The sequence below is a fragment of the Paenibacillus sp. FSL M7-0896 genome, assembly GCF_037975415.1.
In the GTDB taxonomy this organism is placed as follows: domain Bacteria; phylum Bacillota; class Bacilli; order Paenibacillales; family Paenibacillaceae; genus Paenibacillus_AQ; species Paenibacillus_AQ silagei.
The window spans coordinates 1-18,915 of the sequence record NZ_CP150250.1 but is presented as its reverse complement, the minus strand read 5'-3'; the positions used below and the strand labels follow the sequence as shown (position 1 = coordinate 18,915).

Below are 18,915 nucleotides of genomic sequence, written 5' to 3'. Positions count from 1 at the left end.
CGGCTTCATCCGGAAATCGAAGATTACGCATCCCCCCTTATACCTTGAATTGGAGGTGGACCCATGTCCGGCCGAAGCAATAAGTTATCTCCCTACCTGTTCATATCTCCAGCCCTCCTGCTCTTTGGCTTTGTTGTACTTGTCCCCGTCCTTATGACCTTCGTATTCAGCTTCTACGATTGGAACGGGATCGGCACTATGCAATTCACCGGCTTCGACAACTACATCCGGGCTTTTCAGGACCGTGTCTACATGAACTCCTACGGACACACGCTTATCTATATTGTCGCCACTGTCTTTGTTGAAGTCATTGCCGGACTCGGGCTCGCAGGCTTGATCACGATGGGCCGCAAGGGAAGCGGACTCTTCCGGCTCGCCTTCTTCGTGCCCGTCATGCTGCCGATGATAGTCGTCTCCTACTTATGGAAATTCGTCTATAATTCCGACTTTGGCCTCATCAATATCCTGCTGGAGAAGATCGGCCTGGAGAGCTGGACCCGTGTCTGGCTGGGCAACCCCGATACCGCGCTTTATGCCATCTGCATCGTATCCGGCTGGGTCTACGCAGGCTTCTATATGACCATCTTTTATTCCGGAATCCAGCGCATCTCTAGAGAAGTCTATGAATCGGCCTATCTGGACGGCGCAGGGGAAGGACAGATCTTCTTCAAAATCAAGGTGCCCATGATCCGTAATCTGGTGGAGACAGGCATCATGCTGTGTGTACTTACCGGCTTCCAGTCCTTCGATCTGTTCTATGTAATGACCAACGGCGGACCGTATAATTCAACCGAAATCGTTACGACCTACCTGGTCAAAGTAGTCTTTACCCATATGAGCATCGGCTACGGCTCCGCACTTGCCGTCATCATGACAATTGTGATCGCAGTGATCGGGCTTGTGGCCGGCAGACTGAATAAGAAAGACTCCAGTGTACTGGAGTATTAGGAAGACACGGCTTCGCAGTCTTCTGAAAGAGGCTTCGGGTGATGACTCAGGTACTTTGCGGGGACCCCGATACATGTACATTATACGAAAGTGAGGTGTACCGCTTGACGACCACAGCCCTGGATCTCAAGAAAGACGCTTACAGCGGCGGGGAAGCGGCCAGCCGCAGAGCGTTCTCGCATATTCTGTATTATCTGTTCATGATCTTCATTTCCTGCTTCTATTTCTACCCGATTCTCTGGCTTATTCTCTCCTCCTTCCGTGAGAACCGGGAGATCTTCTCCGCTCCATTCGCACTGCCGGAACAGATCAATCTCCAGAACTGGTCCAAAGCCTGGACCGTCGGCAATATGAGCACCTACGCCGGCAACAGTGTAATTGTAACCTCGGCCACCGTTGCGGGCATCCTGCTCTTCGCGAGCCTCGCAGCCTTCGCCTTCAGCAAGCTCCGCTTCCGTGGCAGCAGCTTCCTGATGCTGATGTTCGTATTCGGACTGTTTATGCCGCTGCAATCCTTTTTCATTGCCCAGAGCTATATTTTTGAGCAGCTGAATTTGAAGGATTCCTATATGGGCTTAATCCTCCCTTACATTGGAACCGGCCTTCCGCTGGCCATATTCCTGCTCAAGGCATACTTGGATTCTATACCGAAAGAGCTGTTGGAGGCTGCCCGGATAGACGGCTGCGGCAACTGGAGAATGTACAGCAGGATTATCCTTCCGCTGCTTATTCCGAACATGGCCACCGTCGGGATCTTCTCAGCGCTGAATGCATGGAATGAGCTGCTGCTGGCCATGCTGTACATCCAGAATGATGCACTGAAGACGATACCGGTTGGTCTGCTGGCCTTCTCCAGCCGGTATATGACCGACTATAAGCTGCTGTTCTCAGCACTCGCGATTATTACGCTCCCAATGATTGTCGTATACCTCTTCTTCCACCGCTACATCGTCGCCGGCCTGACAGAAGGGGCGCTGAAATAACCTCCCCCTGACTTCCTTCCTGTCCCCCACAACAACAAAAAGCCCCTTCGGGCAGACGTAGCGGAATCATGATATATCATGAGCTTCCAAGACGTTCTGCCCGAAGGGCTATGCGTCATACTGTATTTAAGCCGGAGTAACTACTACCGGTTCTTCAACTTCTTCATGTACAGTCTTGATTTGAATCATGACCGTACTTGGATCGGTTAGCACTTCAATGCCATCCTGGAAAATGAGATCCGACACCAGCAATTGGTCGCCGATGGCAAGGCCGCTGATATCCACTTCCATGGAAGTAGGCAGATCGCCCGGCATACAGCGGACTTCTACTTCATAGATTTCCACCTGCAGTACGCCGCCTTCTTTGACGCCAACAGCTTCGCCTGCAAAATGAATGGTCACCTTGCTGTCCATGCTGATGCTCATGTTCACATGCTGGAAATCAATATGCAGCACTTTACCGGACATGGATTGCTTCTGGATGTTCTGAACCACTACCGGAACGGTTGTACCGTCGGTCAATTTCCCTTGCAGGATCGCCCGCGGATTCGTTCTCAGCACTTCCAGCAGTTCCTTCTCGTTCACTTCAAGACTAAGAGTATCTTTACCAATTCCGTACAGTACAGCCGGGATGCGGCCCTGCTTTCTTGCCACATTCAGGTTGGACTTCGTGTCAGACGTACGATTGCTTAGTTGAATAAATTTACTCATTGCTTGGTTCCCGCTCTCTTCGACCATAAATTCTTGTCACCTCAAGTGTAACATGACCATAGAATCTAGTCAAACCTGCGGCAATCAGACTTCATATTCGGCAAAAGGATCAGGGATCTCGATTCTATAGGCTTCCGCATCGCTGACGCCTACAGACAATACCGCCCGGCCGTCCGCTCCGCGTACCAGTCCGCCGCTGAAGATGACATCCTGCAGATCAGGACGTTTGCCCGGACCGATCGGGAAATCGCTTCTGGCTGCGATGATTTTAACCGGGGTAGTCTCCAAAGTGTCCGGATTAAGCGAGAAGACCATAGAGTAGTAATGCTTCTTCCCCAGACGGTCGAAGCAGGCAATATGCCCCAGCACACCTATATGGCCATTGCGCAGCAGATGGGCTTCATTGGCTCCGCCCCACTCTTCCGGCACGAATTGATGCTGCAGAATCTCCGCCTCCAGTAAGGTCTGTTCATGCAGCTCCTCCAGTGAATCAATAATGGTGAAGCCAATTTGTCCTCTGCCGCCCCGCTCTCCCTGCGGTCTGGTCAGTACACCGATTCTGCCATCCTGAAGCTCAATCAGCCGGATATCCTTCATCAGCTCCGGACCGGAGGCGAAGTGATGAAGCGAGTCGATCCGGTATCCCCGGTAAAACTGGGTGACCCAGGAGACTATCTTGGGCGGATTATCCCCAGCCGTAATCACCTCAACTCCGCCGACAATCAATTCTCCCTTAACGCGGGTTACGCAGGGGTCCTGCAGATTATAGGTATGGGTATGCGCACGGGGAACCCATACCCCATCTGCGCCGGATGTAAAAAAGAAGACTTGAGAGAACTCGCTATCCCGTTCCTCAACTCTTCCCAAGATTACTTCCTCCCCGTCATGCAGGAACGGGGCTGTTATATTGTATACATCGCGTCCGCCCACGCCGGAGAAGACCAGCTTCTCCACGTGCACGGTACGGAGATTGGCATAAAAGGTATCCAGCAGTTCATTACAGGTTGCTGTCTTCGCCGGGCTCCTTGTCATTGCCTTCCTCCTCATATTCATTTGCCTTATCTATTGCCCAATCGTTCTCATCCGGTTCCATCCGGATCAATTCCCCAGGCTGAATATTGAAATACGTACACAGCTTCAGCAGCAGATCCCGGGGATACTGCACCATCTCGTCTTTGTACATCCGCCGAACGGAATCGAAATGGTAATTAATGTCCTTCGCTAGCTTGCGAATCGATAATTTCGGGTCATGCTTATCCATAACCTCACTCAATTTACTGCGTATGACTGGCATCCATACACCTCCTACATCACTATATCCGGTGATTTCAAGGGAGTCAATAAATTGACAAGATTAAATGGTCATGTTATAGTTTGGTCAGGAAATAATTTGCAGAAACAAAACTTTATACCACTCATCCCCGGAAAATAAAGTCCTCTTTATTTTCTTTTTTTGTCCCCAAAAGTTCGATAATCAATAGGGAGGCTTTCTATTATGAACCACAGCAACCGCAATAAAAATATTGTTTTCCTGTCCACCAGCCTGCCTAGAGAATGCGGAATTGCTACCTTCACCCAGGATCTGCTGGATGAATTCACGAAGCTTCAGGGCTTCAACAAACCGCGCATCATCGCCATGAATAACAACGGGAACTACCGTTACACGGATCAGGTCATGCGGGAAATCAACCAACATCAGCTATCTGATTATATAGAATCAGCCAGGGACATCAACCAGTCAGATACCGATCTGCTAGTCATTCAGCATGAATTCGGCATCTACGGCGGAGAGAGCGGCGAATATCTGCTGCAGTTCACAGAAGAGCTTCAGATCCCTTACGTGGTTATCTTCCATACTGTCTTAACCAAGCCTACCCCCAAGCAGCATGAGATTATCACCCGGCTCGCCGAAGGAAGCGTCAAGGTGGTGACCATGGCCCAATCCACAGTAGAGGATCTAATCTCTGTCTATCATATTAACGCCGCCAAAATAGCATTCATTCATCACGGCGTTCCTTTTGTCCAGACCTCCACCCGTGCAGAGCTGAAGCTTCAATACAAGTTCGGGGAACGCAAAATCCTCTCGACCTTCGGCTTCCTGAGTCCCGGCAAGGGCATTGAATATGCGATTGAGGCTATGAGCGGCGTAGTGAAGCAGCATCCTGACGCGCTCTATATCATCTGGGGCAAGACGCATCCGGTCGTTAAGCAGGAGACCGGTGAAGTCTACCGGCAAAAGCTGACCGATCTGGTGCATGAATTAGACCTGGTCAATAATGTGCTGTTCGTCGACAAGCTGCTGACCCAGGAAGAGGTCATTGAGTCCCTGGTGATGTCGGATATATATATGACTCCTTATCTGGGCAAGGAACAGGCCGTCAGCGGAACACTCGCTTATGGAGTCGGCTATGGCAGAGTGATTATCTCCACCCCTTACCGCTATGCCGAAGAGATGCTGGCGGGAGGCAGAGGACTGCTGGCAGAATTCCGCGATTCGGCTTCCCTGGAGGCCTGTATTCTGGAGCTGCTGGACAGTCCGGCCAAAGTCCGGGATATGGAACAGCGTACACAGGAACTCGGCAGTACAATGATGTGGAGTGAGGTTGCGAAGACCTATGCCGCCATCTTCCAGGACATTATAGGCCTTGCCACACCGGCTGACCGGAGTGTGATCTGATGCAGGCGCCAGCGGTGTTACAGTTCAAGCCGGACTATATGCGCCGGATTACCGATGATACGGGGATTTTTCAGCATACGAAATTCGGGGTTCCCGACCGTGCCAAAGGCTACACTACCGATGATAATGCGCGGGCTCTAATTGCAGCCGTTCTGATGTATAAAAAAAATCAGGACAACTCCTCCCTCGACCTGATCCATACGTACCTCTCTTTCGTCCACCATGCACAGACTGAAGAAGGCAACTTCCGGAACTTCATGGACTATAACCGTTCCTTCCTGGAAGAACGGGGCTCTGAGGATTGCCAGGGGCGTACCCTCTGGGCGTTGGGCTTCGTACTCTCCTATTCCTCCATATTGCCTGATAATCTGCTGAATACCTGCCGTTATTTAATCAACCAGGCGCTGCCGCATATCGCAGGCCTGCGGTCGCCCCGGGCTCTGGCCTATGCCGTGATCGGACTCAGCTATTTACCCGGGACTCCAGGAGCACTCACCTACTCCTTCCCTTATCCGCATATACCAAGTACAGAAGAAGAACGTGCCTTCCTGCCTGAAGCCTTCATCACAGAACTTATTGAATCTGTTGCCGTCCGGCTGAATGACCAATACAATCTCACCAAGGGCGAAGGCTGGAACTGGTATGAAGACAGTCTTACGTATGGTAACTCGATGCTGCCCTGGGCGCTGCTTAAGGCTTACAAGATTTCCGGCAATCCGGCGCTGAGAATCACGGCTAAGGAAAGCCTCGATTTCCTGATCTCCCGGACCTTCGCGCCGGAAGGCTATTACAAGCCCATTGGCAGCCACGGCTGGCTGCTGCGCGGCGGCAGCCCTGCGTTATATGATGAACAGCCCATCGAAGCCTGCGAAATGCTGCTGGCCTGCGAGGAAGCGGCCGTTGTGCTGAAGGACCCGGCTTATCTGCAGCGGGCTGACCTGTGCTACGCCTGGTATACAGGGAATAATTCCTTGCAGATCTCCCTGATTGACCCCCAGTCCGGGGCTTGCTACGACGGCATTCACAGCTCAGGGCTGAACCTCAATCAGGGATCGGAGAGCATTATATCCTTCTCGATTGCCCATCTGGTGACTCATCATGGATAAATACGCAACCATACTTGCAGGCGGTGGCGGCACCCGCTTCTGGCCGCTGTCCAGACAGGAAATCCCCAAGCAGCTGCTGAACATCAGCGGCAACGATATTATGCTGAACGATACGATCGAACGCTTCAAGGGCATCATCCCGCAGGAGAATACCGTTATTGTAACGAACCGCACCCAGGCGGTCCTGCTGGAGAGCATTATGCACAGTAGTGTTCAGAAAAGCAATATTCTGATCGAGCCTGTGGCCCGGAATACTTCAGCAAGCATCCTGTTTGCCGCCTTCTCCATCCAGCAGATGAGTGAAGGGGATTCCCTAATGGTCGTCCTGCCTTCCGATCATTATATTACCGATGAGCCGCAGTTCCGGCTTACACTGGACGAAGCCTGCACCGTCGCGATGGAGAGTGACGCCATTGTCACGATCGGGATTAAGCCGACCTTCCCGTCCACCGGCTACGGCTACATCGCTTATGACCAGGAGCCGATCGCAGTCAAACCGGTTGCTGTATACGATGTAGCTGAATTCGTGGAGAAGCCGGATTTCAAGAAGGCACAGGGGTATCTGGCCTCAGGCAATTATCTCTGGAATAGCGGGATCTTCATTTGGAAAACTTCGGTCATTATTGATAACTTCAAGCGTTACCTGCCGCGGCTATATAATACGATGCTGCCGATCAGTGAAGCGCTCGGTACAGACCAGGAGCAGGAGACGATTAACCGGATCTATCCGCTGCTGCAGAATATCTCCATTGACTATGGCATACTTGAACGCTCTGATGAGGTAGTGGTGCTGTCCGGCCAGTTCGGCTGGAATGATATCGGCAGCTGGGACGCACTCGGCGCCATCTTCCCGCCTGATGATGAAGGCAACATTATCAAGGCCAATCATGTCGGCATCGACACCCACAATTCCATTATCTATGGTAACGGGCGGCTGATCACCACCATCGGCGTGGACGGCTTCATTATCGCCGACACCGGCGACGCGGTCATGATCTGTCCCAAGGATAAGGCGCAGTCGGTTAAAGATATCGTTGATCTGCTCAAGGACAAGGGCATGCTGGAATATGTATAGGGGATGTCACCCGCAGAATGAAGACTTCTTACTATGATGGAGAGCTTCCTAGTAGATCGTCAGATTTAAAAAGGTGGAACAGATGCAATTCCCCTTCAAAATATCATCTTTTCCAAGCGGGGTTGTTCTTCAGGGACGTTTGGCTTAGCGTAACGGACTGAGGCGCTCTTATTAAATAAGAAAGTCGTCACTTGGGCGGGTAACGGACCCCATGGAGCTTATCCCCTGCAATTCAGCTCCGAAACGTCTCGTAGAGAGGCGATAAGGTCGCCTGAGTCCGTTACGCTGCAAAAGGTGGCGTTCTCGTGGGGATAAGGCCTCTCCGGTCCGTTAGATTTTGGGATGGAGTTTCGCAAGCTTATCCACCCTATTGAATCTGATGCTGCGATTGTGTTCCGTTTTTCGTATACATTTGGGCGGATTACCTTGGCACCAGCACAATGTGTTCTCTTTTTCGCATACATCTGGTCCAATGACTTCGCTCTTTAAGTTCTTCATACCTTATCGCTCCTACTCACCCTTTTAAATCTGACACTGTACTAGTAGCACGGTAGGCACAAATGTTGTACGTTATACAATTTTAATTCCTCTATAGCTGTGTTTTTGTTGAATTGTTGTAGAAATTGCAGGATTCGCCCTGCTAAACCGGATGAACAAGTGAAAATACTGCCTTCTTTACAACAATCTTGGATTTGGGCCAATGTAATGAGGAGAATGTTGTATTAAGGGCAGGAATATAACAAAAGGGAGCATTGCTATTACAGCATGCTCCCTTTGTTATATTCTTATGGGCAACCTCTACTCGTCCAGCCTCAGGTCCAGGCCCACAGGAACCCGTCGCGGTCCCAGGCAATCCGGCCGCCATGCAGCTTGCGGAAGGCCTTCTTCACATCCTTGGATAACGAGGCATTGCCATTCTCATTCACGAATACAAACTGTTCACCGAAATTTGCTTTCACATATTCAATCGCAGCGGTCTGGTATAACGTCCCTGTGAACTTGATCTCCTTCACCATCCACTCCGCTACTTCCTGTGCGGTTACTTCCATTGGGGGTACTGCTCCTTCCTGTTCATCCTGCTTGCTTGCAGCTTCCCCCATTATACCACGAATCCCGTTGCTACTAACCGATCCGAGCCATTCCTTTATCTTCTGTGCGCAGCCACGCTGACCACACCGTAGCGGTAGAGCACCTTCCGGCCGAACCAGCCGAAGACCCGGTCTGTGAAGAAGCCCATGAAGCCGAGGCTAATCAGCCCCACGAAGATCCAGTCCGTACGGAAGAACAACCGCGAGTTCCAGATCAGATACCCTACCCCTTCGTTCGAGGCAATCATCTCGGCGCCGATAATCGCCATATAGGAGGTGCCCATCGCCAGCCGCACACCGGTGAAAATATAAGGAATGGTCGAAGGCACAATGACATGCAGCAGAATCTGCCACTCACTGGCCCCCATGCTGCGTGCGGAGCGGATCTTATCCTCCTCCACCGACATGACTCCGGTCAGGGTATTCAGCACCACAATGAAGAAGGTGGCGTACATAATCAGCGCGATCTTCGACTGCTCCCCGATGCCGAACCAGACCAGGAAGAGTGTAATGAAGGCAATCGGCGGAATGAAGCGGATGAAATTCAGGAACGGCTCGGCAAACAGGCGTATAGCATTCACTTTGCCGGTGATCAGTCCTGCCGGAATAGCCAGCAGACTGCCGAGCACCCAGCCAATCAGCACACGGTACAAGCTGACCCCGATATATTGCACCAGCGTCCCGTCCTCCAGCAGCTCCCGCCCGCCGCGGGCCGTGGCCCACGGCCCGGGAATGACATCGGGACCATACACCCAGGCGCCAAGCTGCCAGAGGAAGAGTACGGCAAGCCACAGCAGGGATACGGATACCCATTTCTTTTCCACCCATCTCATCAGGTGTCACCTCCCGTCCTATTCTTCAAAATGGCTCTGAATCCGGCTGTACAGCGCGTAGAATTCAGGTGAAGCCACATCCCGCGGGAAGGGCAGCGTATTGTCGTAGATGTCTGTGATATTGGAGGAGGGCCCTACCGACATAATGCCGATGCGCTCCCCCAGCAGCAGCGCTTCCTGAATATCATGGGTCACGAAGATCACCGTCTTATGCGTCTGCTGCCAGATCTGCACCAGTTCCTTCTGCATCGTCCGCCGGGTCATGGCATCCAGCGCGCCGAACGGCTCATCCATCAGCAGAATCGCCGGATCATTCGCCAGCACCCGGGCCAGCTGTACCCGCTGCTTCATCCCCCCCGACAGCGCCTTCGGGAATTTGTCCTCATGACCGTCCAGCCCGACAAGCTTGATATACCGGCTAGATAAGCTCTGGCGCTCTGCCTTCGCCACCTTCTTCATCCGCAGTCCGAACTCTACATTCTCCCGCACCGTCAGCCAGGGGAACAGGGACGAATCTGCCTGCTGGAATACCACCGCCCGGTCCCGGCCCGGCTTATCCACCTCAATGTTGTCTACACGCAAATGTCCGCCCGATTTGGAGACGAACCCCGCGATCATATTCAGCAGCGTGGATTTGCCGCAGCCGCTTGGGCCAAGCAGCACGAAGAATTCTCCGCCCTTGATCACCAGATCTACATCCTTAATAATGTAGTGGACATCTCCGGCTGCCGGTTCACTGTAGCTCTTACGCAGCTGCTCAATATGAATAGCATGCTGCCTTGCCGCTGGTTTAGCAGATAAAGACATGGGGCACCTCCTGTGGTTTTATTTATTTCGGATAGGTCACTTTATCCGGCAGCGCCTGCTTCAGCGGCTCCAGCTTAAGCTTGCTGCCAAGGTCAAAGTCCTGCGTGATAATCCCTGTATCCACCATATATTTCTTCTGTCCGGCGAGGCTGTCATACGCAGCCTGGGTGAAGCCCACCTTCCACGGATTCGCCGGCAGGTCCTTCAGCGTCGCTTCCTTCGGCTGCTTCACTTCCTTGAACATCAGCTCCGCCACTTCCTCCGGATGCTCCTGCACATACGCCGAAGCTTCATCCACCGCTGCCAGGAAAGCCCCAATGCCTTCAGCATGCTCCTCTACAAAAGCATTCTCGGCTACGATTCCCATCCCCAGCCGCACCGGCGTCTTCGACATATCGGTCAGCTCATGCACGCCCTCAAGCGCAGCCAGCTTATCGGTCAGCGCTGAACCGCTGAACCAGGCGGCATCGACATCCCCCTGCTTCAGGGCAATGAAGGCTTCGTCGAAGGCCCCCTGTCCTGTAAGCTTCACATCGCTGAGCGCGATGCCCTGCTCCTTCAGGTATTCATCCCACAGATACGGCAGGAACGTCCCGCGCAGGAAGCTCAGATTCTTGCCCTTCAAATCAGCGGCAGACTGAATGTCGTCTCTAGCGTACAGCTTCCATACTGCCGCTGCCTGATCCGTGGCCTGACCGGCGGAAGCGATGATCGAATAGTCGCCCTTGGCAACGGCGTTCAGCACCGGAAAATCCGCGCCGAAGGCCACATCCACCTGCTTGATGAACAGCGCATTCACTCCCTCCGCCGGCGTCCCGAAGTTGATGATCTCCGCATCGATGCCGTGGCTTTTGAAAATGCCTTGCTTAAGGGCTACCCGGAAGGTCGGATTCGTGTTGATATCAGCAATCCTGATCTTCAGGGTCTCCGGTGTTCCGCTGCCCTCTCCCGCAGAGGCTGCCGCATCTCCCTTGGAGCTGCAGCCGGAGAGTACCAGTACCAGAAATAAGGATAAGAGCAGAAGGCTTAAGCTGTACCTTGATTTTGTCACAAGAACGCACCTCTTCGTCTATGAATTTCTGAAGCCTGCCTGAGTCTCTACTTGGCCCGCCGGACGCTGCCTTCATCCGTAGTGGCTACACAGGCAGCTCCCTCTGTAAAAGGCAGCGTCGTCGCTACCTGCACGACCGAATCTGATCCCTTCGGCGCGGCTCCCGGCACCCGGAAGCTGGACACATCGAGCGGCTCAATCGCAAGCTCCTGCGGCTTCGTAAGCTGCGGCACCCAGGCATAGGGTACCCGGTAAGAACGGTAGACCATATTCGTATTGCGGCGGTCGGTGTATGGGGAGATATACTCCCAGACCAGCTCATGCGCTGCCGTGACCTCGAACAGCCGTCCATTGGAGCCTTCGGTAATCAGCGTGTTGCCGTTCGCAAGCCGCTGCGCCGAGCTGATATACGGGCTGTAGAACTTATAGGAATCCGTCGGAATGGAGAATCCCGCCTCCGCCGAAGTATACTGCCACTCGATCGCAAGCGTCACCGGGTTAATCTCCAGCACACGCGAGTGATCGCGTAGCGCATTCTTCTGCCCGAAGGGCGATGCCGGATTCGGCAGACCGTAGCCGCCCCAACCGCCGTTATCGAATACAAGCAGATTGCCTTCCCCCGGCAGCCCCTTCGGAATGATGTGGGCGTGATGCTGGCCGATAATCCAGCCGATATGCTTCACTTCGGGCAGGGAATAATCCGGGCCCAAGCGCCAGACAATGGCCCCGCTGCGCTTATCCGTGATCGCGATGATATTCGCCTCACGGGCATCCCAGATAATATTGTCCGGGTGGAAGCGCTCGTCTCCCTGATCATAGAACCGGTTCGGCCCCACATAGGACGCAGAGTTAATATGCAGCCAGTCGCCTACGCCGCCGCCCAGATCGCCGAAGGAGCGGGTGTTGGGGTCGCGGAACAGGACATTGCGCGCCGCCTGGTCGAATCCCAGCTCCGCGAAATGATCGCTGGCCGCCCACTCCCAGAGGACATTACCTTCCCAGTCCACTTCAATAATCGTGTCATCCAGCAGCTCTTTGTCGGAAATCTCGGAGTTATGCAGATTTTTATGCGCCAGGATGAGCGTTGTCCCGCTGTTAACCGAAGGTTCAAGCCCGGGAGCATAGTATCCGGCAGGATTGCCTTCCCGCTGGTAATCATGGTGCTGGCGGGCATACCAGAGCGGCTCGGCCCCAGGGTCCTCGATCAGCTCATAGCTGTTGTATCTCCAGACCACATTGCCTTCCCAATCCACCTGCACCAGATCGACATTATCCTGAATGCCGAATTTGGGATCTCTTCTGCCGGTGCTGCCCAGGACATAGCCACCGGGAAGGATTTTGGCCGGAAAACCGATTAGCCCTTGCCATAGATGTACCTCCTTGCCGCTCATGTCGATCAGCACTACGCCCTCATCGCCCGCCTGAAATACCGTGTAGCCGCTCCATGCCTTGGCCGGGTTATATATGGTTGCCCCTGTTGGATATATTGTGGAATGTCCCATGCTCATCTCTCCTCATCATTAGGTTAGTATTCTCTTCATTCCTCAGTAGCTGAGATAATTGCTCTTCGTAACTGCTCGCGGCTTCTGTTCAGGCTCTGCGGGAACGGGATTGGCAGCATTCTGCTGGGCCAGCTCCAGCAGCGTCTCCGAGAACCCTTCCAGATTCCCGATCATCCGCTCATAGAAACGGCTCTGCTGCTCCAGCTCTTCCTCCGTAAAGCCCTCGAACAGAAGCGTAATACACCTGGCACCGATGTTGCCGTTACGCTTCACCATCTCCCGGCCGCTGGCGGTAATATCCAGCAGCACGGTCCGACGGTCATCCTCCTTACGCCTGCGTACCGTATATCCGCCCGCCTCCAGCTTGTCACTCAGCGCCGTTATGGCGCCTGAGGTGAAATCAAGCTGCTCCGCCAGATCGCCGAGCCGCTGCTCTCCGTCGCGGATGATTTTGTGCAGAATCAGCATTCCCGGCAAGGCCACCCCTTCCACGCTTACCCGGTCGCGCTCCTTGACGAACCTGCGTACCAGCTTACGGAACAGATGATCCGCCTGCTCCAGTTGCTCCCACTGTCTATCCTCCATGCCCTCTCTCTCCTCCACGGGACGCAAATAGGCCCCCGGTCCATTCCCTGTTCGGGAACTGTAACGGGAGCCTTTGGTGGTCCAATCAGCTCAAATCTCAGGTATGATGTTCACAGCGATTATTTCACTGTTCATTTAATTAGCGGTGAAGTATTGCTGTTATCATATACCCCCTTAAACCAACCTGTCAAGTAAGAATTACAAAATTGTTACGACAGGCTGACCACGTAGGTCAGAAACTGATAGATATTATCCTCCAGCACCGTAGCTGTAGCCAGCAGCTTCTTACCGGACGGACTCCAGTGGAGAGGATCAGCCAGATGAAAATCATTCAGCACAGGCGTCTGCTCTCCGGTCTCCACCTCGGTAATGAACAGGTCCTGCTGGTCATCCGTTGAACCGGCCGCCGTCACTGCATAAGCCAGCAGCTTGCCGTCCGGCGACCAGCTGGTGCCGAAGATCTGCTGCCCTGAAGCTAGCTTAGACTGCTCATTGCCTTCGCTGTCACAGAGCTTCAGAGTCATCTCTCCGCGTCCGATACGCTCGACAATCGCCATCTGACTTCCGTCCGGAGAAGGAACCGCCCAGATCACATTCTTTCGCAGCACCTTGGTCTGCTTCGTCGCTGTGTCATAGGCGCTAAGCTGGCTGTCTTCACCTGTAACATAGAGAATCCGGCTGCCGGTCTGAACCACCTCATGCACGTACGGGATGCCCGTCTTCACGATCGTCTCCTGCTTGCCGGTTAGATCTGCACTTAGAATATTGCCTTCCATATCAGGAAAAATCACATGCGCGTCATCCGCCCACTTTCCTTCCTCCACCCGAAACTCTGCATCGCTTACCTTCACCGGTGCACCCCCGGACAGATCCATAATATAACCGAATCCTGTGATGTCATGCAGCTCCTTGAAGAAGACATGCGTCTTGTCCGGGGATATTTGCGGCGCGCCAACATTCAGCTCTCCAACCTGCAGCGGGGCTTCCTCACCTGTGGACAGGGTATGCAGATAGAGATTCAGCGGATACCGTTCCTGTCCTTCAATAATCTGCGAGGGAAGACTGCGGTTCTCCTTGGTCACTACCATTACATTCTCTCCGGCAAAATCCGTCCCCCGAACCCCTTCCACCTTCTGTATGCCCGCAAGCTTCAGCTTTGTGTAGACCGGTTCGCTGATATTATCGAGGACTGTAATTTTGCGGCCTGCCTTCTCTACAACCTCACGTGTATCTGTGCTCTCAGTACTACAGGCAGTAACCGATAGGAGAACAGCTCCGCAGAGCAGAATGCTCCAGATCTTGCCCCAGGCTCTATGGCTCTTATGATTCATTCGGCTTCCCTCCAGCTCATCGCTCATGTTGCCACTTCAGCATAGCGGACGCTTATTTCCAAACCGCATCGCAAATATCTCCAACTTGTAAACTTTATCCCTTCAGGTCACCAGCGGAAAAGACAGCTCAAACGCCGCCCCTTCGCCTGAGCCTTCCAACAAGGCAATGGTTCCGCCCTGCTTCTCCACCAGATTACGGACCAACGAGAGACCAAGCCCTGTGCCACCCGAGGCTCTGGAACGGTCACGATTGACCGTATAGAACGCTTCGAAGATCTTCTCCCGCGACGCCTCCGGAATGCCGATGCCGGAATCCTGCACGGTGATCCATACCCGCTGATCCCTGACCTCACTGTACAGATGAACACTCCCCTGCGGGACATTATATTTGATCGCATTGTCCAGCAGATTGATGAAGATATGCATGAAGCTTTCTCTATCGATCCAGATATGCGCGGGCTGGGCGTCAAGCGTGACTGTGAGGCCGTAGCGCTCCGCCTTGCCTTTCATCCGTCCGCAGATATCGCGCAGCGTACTCTCAACCTCCAGCAGCTCTGCCTGGGATTCAAAATCATACTTCTCCAGCGCCGTCAATTGCAGCACCTTCTCCACCATCTCGTACAGCCGCTCTGTCTCCTTGGCGATACTCAGCTTGGCATCATGCAGCAGCTTGGGGTCATCGTCATACATATTCAGCAGATCGACATAGGCCTTAATCGAGGTCAGCGGCGTCTTGAATTCATGGCTGATGTTCCCGATGTACTGCTTCTGCTGCTGCTCCAGCGCCTGAAGCTTCTCCACCGCCAGCTCCAGCTTACGCCGTTCTTCATCCTTGGCGGCAATGCTGCGCTCGATCTCCCGGCTCATGAAGTAGATGCCCTCGGCCAGCTCCCCCAGCTCATCCTTACGCCGCACCGGCGGAGCCGTGATATAGTTGGCACCGCGGATATCCTCCGCCGCCTTCTTCAGCCGCCCGATGGAGGCAGCCGCACGGTTGAAATACAGGTACCCGAGGATGAAGCTGAACACCAGAACCACGCCGCCTGTCGTCAGGAACAGATTCAGCAGCGTCTGCTGGAAGCTGCGGGCGCCCTCCAGGGAGTATTGCAGCTGCACCACGCCCATCTGGCCCTCCGGCCCCTGCAGCGGGGCCAGGTAGAACAGCTTATCGCCTTCACTCTGGTAGGCGACCTTGTTATTCAGCGCGTAGTCCAGCGCTGTGCTGAGATCCGGCTTGCCCGGACCCGGCCCAGGCCCGCCTTGCGCCGAGGTGCCCGCCTGCTGGCCCTGGCTGTCGTACAGGGTCACCTCCAGGCCGGTGAATCCGGCCAGCTCGGCAGCCAGCGCCTTGCCGCGCTGCTGCATGAAGACCTGCGGCGTAAGGCGCGCACCGGTATAGTATGTCTGCTTCACGCGCAGATTGACCGTGTTGACGTGCTGGGCCAGATTGTGCTCCGTCTGGCCCTGCTCATTGCGCTCCACGCCGCGCAGGACGAAGTAGCTCAGCACGCCGACGGCCAGAATCAGCAGCGCCGCCAGGAACAGGCTGAACTTCAGTTTTATGCTGATTCTCATGAGTAGCTCCCCGCAGGCACTGCCTTATAGCCTACACCGTAGACGGTTTGCAGGATATTCTGGTAGGGCTCGCCCAGCTTTTTGCGCAGCCGCTGGATATGAATATCCACGGTGCGCGTTCCCCCGGCATAGTCCATGTCCCAGACCTGCTCCAGCAGCTCCTCGCGCATATACACCCGCTGCGGGTGCGAGAGCAGCAGATGCAGCAGATCGAATTCCTTCGGGGTCAGCTCCAGCGGCTCCCCGCCAAGCTCGGCGCTGCGCCGGTCCGGGTGAACCTGCAAGAGGCCGTATTCGATCAGCTCACTGCGAACCTCAGCCGTATTCTTCTCCAGCCGGCGCAGCAGCGCCTTCACCCGGGCCAGCAGCTCGCGGATCTCGAAGGGCTTGGTCATATAATCGTCTGCACCCAGCTCCAGACCGACAATTTTATCAACAATATCATTCTTGACAGTCAGCAGGATGATTCCAATATCATCCCGGTCCTCCAGCTTGCGGCAGACATCATAACCGCTCAGCTTCGGCATCATTACATCCAGCACCAGCACATTCGGACGGAAGGTATTCGCCTTGCTCAGCGCTTCCTCCCCGTCACCGGCAGTATCGACCTCATAGCCTTCACGCCGCAGCGCGTAGGCAATCGCACTTACAATGGCCGGTTCGTCATCGACGACCAGTATTTTTTTCATTGACGGTTCATCCTTCCGCTCACGCTTGTTCTGATCTGTTACTGCCCTTCAAGAATAACGCAGATGAAGAAGCCGGAGCAAGGAACCGGCAGAGCCAAGCAAAGTTTAGGTTATCTTTAAGAAGACTTAAGCTTCATTTCAGTATTATTGGGTAAACTGTACTTAGCTGAAGTTCACTAGCCGCCGTAAATGATGAACCTTGACCGATATAACCAACCACGAAAAGAGGATTATACACATGAATATAAAACATATGAATATTAAGCGTGTAATGATTGTAGGAACAATGATCGTAGCTATGTCGTTCGGAGGAACGGCCTGGGGTAAGCCGGCTTTACATACCCTTCCTGTCGCCAAATGGTCCACCTCTGATGTGGCCGATACCGATGAGCTGCTGGATGCCCTGAACCTGAACCCGACTTCCGACGAAGAGCTGTACGACGCCTTGTATGACGGCAAATCCCTGCGTAACATTGCAGAAGAGAATGGCGGCAACGTGACCCAGGTCATCAACCTGCAGGTCAAGCAGCTGACCCAGCAGCTCGAAGCCAGACTCGCCAGCGGCAGCATCACCCCGCAGCAGTTCAACGCACAGAAGGCCGAGCTCAGGGAGATTGTCGCGCAGAGTGTCGAAACTTCGTTTGGGTGAGTGAATGGGCGCAGCGTTAACTAAATAGGATTGAAAGTATTTAAAAAGCTGTCCCTTCGCAGACTTACTGCGTATGGGACAGCTTTTTTTATATCCGGCTCATATGCCTTCGCAGCAACACATTTAGATCATTCAAAGAGCACTATTGACCTAAGTCCCGCTCTTGTTATGATTAATAGATACTCTTAGAAGTGGAGGAATAGCTATGAATGATGCGCTAATGGAACGTTTGCAGCTTTTTTTAACCAAAGAGGGGAATCAGAGTCTGCTCGGTACACCGGCAACAGAGGAACAAATCGCTGAGGCAGAGAAGCAGCTGGGTCTGTCACTGGATCAGGATTATGTTCAATTCATCCGAAGCTTTGGCGGCGCCTATGCCGGACTATCCGTACACGCCTTCAGCAACGGTTCCTCCATCGGACGGGAGAGTGTGATCGAGTTAACGTTGTCCTTCCGCGAGGATTACAAGGATACCCCTATGAGCGGGCTGCTTGCACGAAGTGTAGTCTTTTCCATGGACGGCTCGGGCAACCCAATCCTGCTTGACCCCAAGGGCCGCGTGCTGCTCATCGACCATGATAACGGGGATTACGAGGTGATCGCAGAATCGTTTGCTGCGCTGATTGAAGAGAATTTTATGGAGTGGTAGCTTCATTCCTTGCACCTAATTATTATGGATGACAATCATTTCGATCCTCTGAAATGGAGTCCACTCCTCTTCAATTTCCGCCATTATTTTGGTCTGGGTCATCAGCTCGGCAAAACCTACCGGATAGAAACCTAACCCTTACGGTTGGTGTCCCATGCTCCCATAGAGCAGAACTCGACCTTAAGGCTGGATGTGCCTGTAATATCTTCGAGAATCGGTACAATCAAAATGGAATAACGGTGATATAACCATTCTGAAGCAAAACGGCTCGGACTGTAGACGCAGTAAGTCTCCCCCAGCTGTTTCCCCTTCGTGCCCTTGAACCAGGTGTTGAAGCTGGGTGGTGAGATGCGGCCTTGGATATGATTCAAGGCTTGCGTCCAGACCTCATCTGGCAGCTCGATGGGAGGGCTTATATTTTTCTCAGAAGCTGAATCGCCGCTAACACTATCCCCTAACAGAAGCTCTTCCACCGACTTCCCGAAGACCTGTCCAAGCTTCAGCAACACCCCGATATCAGGCAGGCAGTCTCCCTGTTCCCACTTAGAAACCGCCTGATGGCTTACGCCAACTAAGCTGGACAGTTCTGTTTGGGTCAGGGATAGCCCCTTCCTTAAGTTCAATATATTCTGCCCGGCTTTGTTATTATCTATCAA

At 53.5% G+C, this 18,915-nt stretch carries 20 protein-coding genes and 1 pseudogene; 8 read left to right on the top strand and 13 right to left on the bottom strand.

The genetic code is table 11. The features are described 5' to 3' along the window. The first annotated feature begins 63 nt into the window (after positions 1-63). Together MKY12_RS00105 and MKY12_RS00100 are read left to right on the top strand one after the other, a co-directional pair. Entirely contained in the window at positions 64-948 is an 885-nt protein-coding gene (locus MKY12_RS00105; protein ID WP_339312402.1) for a sugar ABC transporter permease, read from the top strand. Positions 949-989: 41 nt separating this feature from the next. Next, positions 990-1,931: a carbohydrate ABC transporter permease gene (locus tag MKY12_RS00100; RefSeq protein WP_339312400.1), complete on the top strand. Its 942-nt coding sequence runs from the start codon at positions 990-992 to the stop codon at positions 1,929-1,931. A gap of 126 nt (positions 1,932-2,057) precedes the next feature. Here MKY12_RS00100 and MKY12_RS00095 read toward each other — a convergent pair whose 3' ends face one another. From MKY12_RS00095 to MKY12_RS00085, 3 genes are all read right to left on the bottom strand, one after another. Next, positions 2,058-2,642: a 50S ribosomal protein L25 gene (locus MKY12_RS00095; protein WP_339253070.1), complete on the bottom strand. Its 585-nt coding sequence runs from the start codon at positions 2,640-2,642 to the stop codon at positions 2,058-2,060. An 84-nt stretch (positions 2,643-2,726) separates the two neighbouring features. After that, complete coding sequence (locus tag MKY12_RS00090; protein ID WP_036723585.1) at positions 2,727-3,674, bottom strand: DUF1861 family protein; 948 nt, start codon at positions 3,672-3,674, stop codon at positions 2,727-2,729. After that, complete coding sequence (locus tag MKY12_RS00085; protein WP_339253067.1) at positions 3,640-3,936, bottom strand: helix-turn-helix transcriptional regulator; 297 nt, start codon at positions 3,934-3,936, stop codon at positions 3,640-3,642. Before MKY12_RS00085 ends, MKY12_RS00090 begins: the two co-directional genes overlap by 35 nt. 201 nt (positions 3,937-4,137) lie before the next feature. On the opposite strand from MKY12_RS00085, the gene MKY12_RS00080 reads away from it, so the two are divergent. Genes MKY12_RS00080 through MKY12_RS00070 form a run of 3 tightly spaced genes read left to right on the top strand, consistent with a single transcriptional unit; the run spans position 4,138 to position 7,500 of the window. Further along, positions 4,138-5,319, top strand: coding sequence for a glycosyltransferase family 4 protein (locus tag MKY12_RS00080; RefSeq protein WP_036723587.1), 1,182 nt, complete (start codon positions 4,138-4,140; stop codon positions 5,317-5,319). Continuing rightward, the gene (locus tag MKY12_RS00075) at positions 5,319-6,425 is read left to right on the top strand and encodes a glycosyltransferase (protein ID WP_339312399.1); all 1,107 of its coding nucleotides are present in this window, start codon (positions 5,319-5,321) and stop codon (positions 6,423-6,425) included. The genes MKY12_RS00080 and MKY12_RS00075 overlap by 1 nt, the downstream gene beginning before the upstream one ends. Beyond that, a complete protein-coding gene (locus tag MKY12_RS00070) occupies positions 6,418-7,500 on the top strand; it encodes a mannose-1-phosphate guanylyltransferase (RefSeq protein ID WP_339312398.1) in 1,083 nt (360 codons plus the stop codon). Before MKY12_RS00075 ends, MKY12_RS00070 begins: the two co-directional genes overlap by 8 nt. An 812-nt stretch (positions 7,501-8,312) precedes the next feature. Here MKY12_RS00070 and MKY12_RS00065 read toward each other — a convergent pair. The 9 genes from MKY12_RS00065 to MKY12_RS00025 form a co-directional block, all read right to left on the bottom strand. Further along, positions 8,313-8,549: a hypothetical protein gene (locus MKY12_RS00065; RefSeq protein WP_339312396.1), complete on the bottom strand. Its 237-nt coding sequence runs from the start codon at positions 8,547-8,549 to the stop codon at positions 8,313-8,315. Between the two features lie 95 nt (positions 8,550-8,644). Next, complete coding sequence (locus MKY12_RS00060; protein ID WP_339312394.1) at positions 8,645-9,421, bottom strand: ABC transporter permease; 777 nt, start codon at positions 9,419-9,421, stop codon at positions 8,645-8,647. Between the two features lie 18 nt (positions 9,422-9,439). Beyond that, positions 9,440-10,228 carry an ABC transporter ATP-binding protein gene (locus MKY12_RS00055; RefSeq protein WP_339312393.1) on the bottom strand — a complete coding sequence of 263 codons (789 nt, stop codon included), beginning with the start codon at positions 10,226-10,228 and terminating at the stop codon, positions 9,440-9,442. Positions 10,229-10,250: 22 nt separating this feature from the next. Then, on the bottom strand, positions 10,251-11,279 hold the full coding sequence (locus tag MKY12_RS00050) for an ABC transporter substrate-binding protein (protein ID WP_339312392.1): 1,029 nt from the start codon (positions 11,277-11,279) through the stop codon (positions 10,251-10,253). A 47-nt stretch (positions 11,280-11,326) separates the two neighbouring features. Then, complete coding sequence (locus MKY12_RS00045; protein ID WP_209876243.1) at positions 11,327-12,781, bottom strand: aryl-sulfate sulfotransferase; 1,455 nt, start codon at positions 12,779-12,781, stop codon at positions 11,327-11,329. 42 nt (positions 12,782-12,823) lie between these two features. Next, entirely contained in the window at positions 12,824-13,366 is a 543-nt protein-coding gene (locus tag MKY12_RS00040; protein WP_209876242.1) for a MarR family transcriptional regulator, read from the bottom strand. A 209-nt stretch (positions 13,367-13,575) separates the two neighbouring features. Next, the gene (locus MKY12_RS00035) at positions 13,576-14,697 is read right to left on the bottom strand and encodes a hypothetical protein (protein WP_339312391.1); all 1,122 of its coding nucleotides are present in this window, start codon (positions 14,695-14,697) and stop codon (positions 13,576-13,578) included. A gap of 102 nt (positions 14,698-14,799) precedes the next feature. Then, positions 14,800-16,272 carry a HAMP domain-containing sensor histidine kinase gene (locus MKY12_RS00030; protein ID WP_339312390.1) on the bottom strand — a complete coding sequence of 491 codons (1,473 nt, stop codon included), beginning with the start codon at positions 16,270-16,272 and terminating at the stop codon, positions 14,800-14,802. Further along, the gene (locus MKY12_RS00025; RefSeq protein ID WP_036723597.1) at positions 16,269-16,961 is read right to left on the bottom strand and encodes a response regulator transcription factor; all 693 of its coding nucleotides are present in this window, start codon (positions 16,959-16,961) and stop codon (positions 16,269-16,271) included. Before MKY12_RS00025 ends, MKY12_RS00030 begins: the two co-directional genes overlap by 4 nt. A 238-nt stretch (positions 16,962-17,199) precedes the next feature. Between MKY12_RS00025 and MKY12_RS00020 the strand changes: the two genes are divergently transcribed. The 3 genes and pseudogenes from MKY12_RS00020 to MKY12_RS00010 all read left to right on the top strand — a co-directional run. After that, positions 17,200-17,610: a hypothetical protein gene (locus MKY12_RS00020; protein WP_339312388.1), complete on the top strand. Its 411-nt coding sequence runs from the start codon at positions 17,200-17,202 to the stop codon at positions 17,608-17,610. Positions 17,611-17,815: 205 nt separating this feature from the next. After that, positions 17,816-18,259 carry an SMI1/KNR4 family protein gene (locus tag MKY12_RS00015; RefSeq protein ID WP_339312386.1) on the top strand — a complete coding sequence of 148 codons (444 nt, stop codon included), beginning with the start codon at positions 17,816-17,818 and terminating at the stop codon, positions 18,257-18,259. An 18-nt stretch (positions 18,260-18,277) separates the two neighbouring features. After that, positions 18,278-18,394, top strand: a pseudogene (locus MKY12_RS00010) (flavin reductase family protein); the annotation flags it as partial. On the opposite strand, the gene MKY12_RS00005 reads toward MKY12_RS00010, so the two are convergent. Continuing rightward, positions 18,391-18,915, bottom strand: coding sequence for a helix-turn-helix domain-containing protein (locus MKY12_RS00005; RefSeq protein ID WP_339253042.1), 525 nt, complete (start codon positions 18,913-18,915; stop codon positions 18,391-18,393). The pseudogene MKY12_RS00010 and the gene MKY12_RS00005 sit on opposite strands and share 4 nt — an antisense overlap.

Bases quoted from the DNA above. Each gene is read 5' to 3' on its own strand.
- MKY12_RS00095 (WP_339253070.1), bottom strand. From the start codon at position 2,642: ATGAGTAAATTTATTCAACTAAGCAATCGTACGTCTGACACGAAGTCC.
- MKY12_RS00040 (WP_209876242.1), bottom strand. From the start codon at position 13,366: ATGGAGGATAGACAGTGGGAGCAACTGGAGCAGGCGGATCATCTGTTC.
- MKY12_RS00045 (WP_209876243.1), bottom strand. From the start codon at position 12,781: ATGGGACATTCCACAATATATCCAACAGGGGCAACCATATATAACCCG.
- MKY12_RS00055 (WP_339312393.1), bottom strand. From the start codon at position 10,228: ATGTCTTTATCTGCTAAACCAGCGGCAAGGCAGCATGCTATTCATATT.
- MKY12_RS00090 (WP_036723585.1), bottom strand. From the start codon at position 3,674: ATGACAAGGAGCCCGGCGAAGACAGCAACCTGTAATGAACTGCTGGAT.
- MKY12_RS00105 (WP_339312402.1), top strand. From the start codon at position 64: ATGTCCGGCCGAAGCAATAAGTTATCTCCCTACCTGTTCATATCTCCA.
- MKY12_RS00030 (WP_339312390.1), bottom strand. From the start codon at position 16,272: ATGAGAATCAGCATAAAACTGAAGTTCAGCCTGTTCCTGGCGGCGCTG.
- MKY12_RS00070 (WP_339312398.1), top strand. From the start codon at position 6,418: ATGGATAAATACGCAACCATACTTGCAGGCGGTGGCGGCACCCGCTTC.
- MKY12_RS00065 (WP_339312396.1), bottom strand. From the start codon at position 8,549: ATGGAAGTAACCGCACAGGAAGTAGCGGAGTGGATGGTGAAGGAGATC.
- MKY12_RS00100 (WP_339312400.1), top strand. From the start codon at position 990: ATGACTCAGGTACTTTGCGGGGACCCCGATACATGTACATTATACGAA.
- MKY12_RS00015 (WP_339312386.1), top strand. From the start codon at position 17,816: ATGAATGATGCGCTAATGGAACGTTTGCAGCTTTTTTTAACCAAAGAG.
- MKY12_RS00080 (WP_036723587.1), top strand. From the start codon at position 4,138: ATGAACCACAGCAACCGCAATAAAAATATTGTTTTCCTGTCCACCAGC.
- MKY12_RS00025 (WP_036723597.1), bottom strand. From the start codon at position 16,961: ATGAAAAAAATACTGGTCGTCGATGACGAACCGGCCATTGTAAGTGCG.
- MKY12_RS00035 (WP_339312391.1), bottom strand. From the start codon at position 14,697: ATGAATCATAAGAGCCATAGAGCCTGGGGCAAGATCTGGAGCATTCTG.
- MKY12_RS00020 (WP_339312388.1), top strand. From the start codon at position 17,200: ATGAATATAAAACATATGAATATTAAGCGTGTAATGATTGTAGGAACA.
- MKY12_RS00075 (WP_339312399.1), top strand. From the start codon at position 5,319: ATGCAGGCGCCAGCGGTGTTACAGTTCAAGCCGGACTATATGCGCCGG.
- MKY12_RS00060 (WP_339312394.1), bottom strand. From the start codon at position 9,421: ATGAGATGGGTGGAAAAGAAATGGGTATCCGTATCCCTGCTGTGGCTT.
- MKY12_RS00085 (WP_339253067.1), bottom strand. From the start codon at position 3,936: ATGCCAGTCATACGCAGTAAATTGAGTGAGGTTATGGATAAGCATGAC.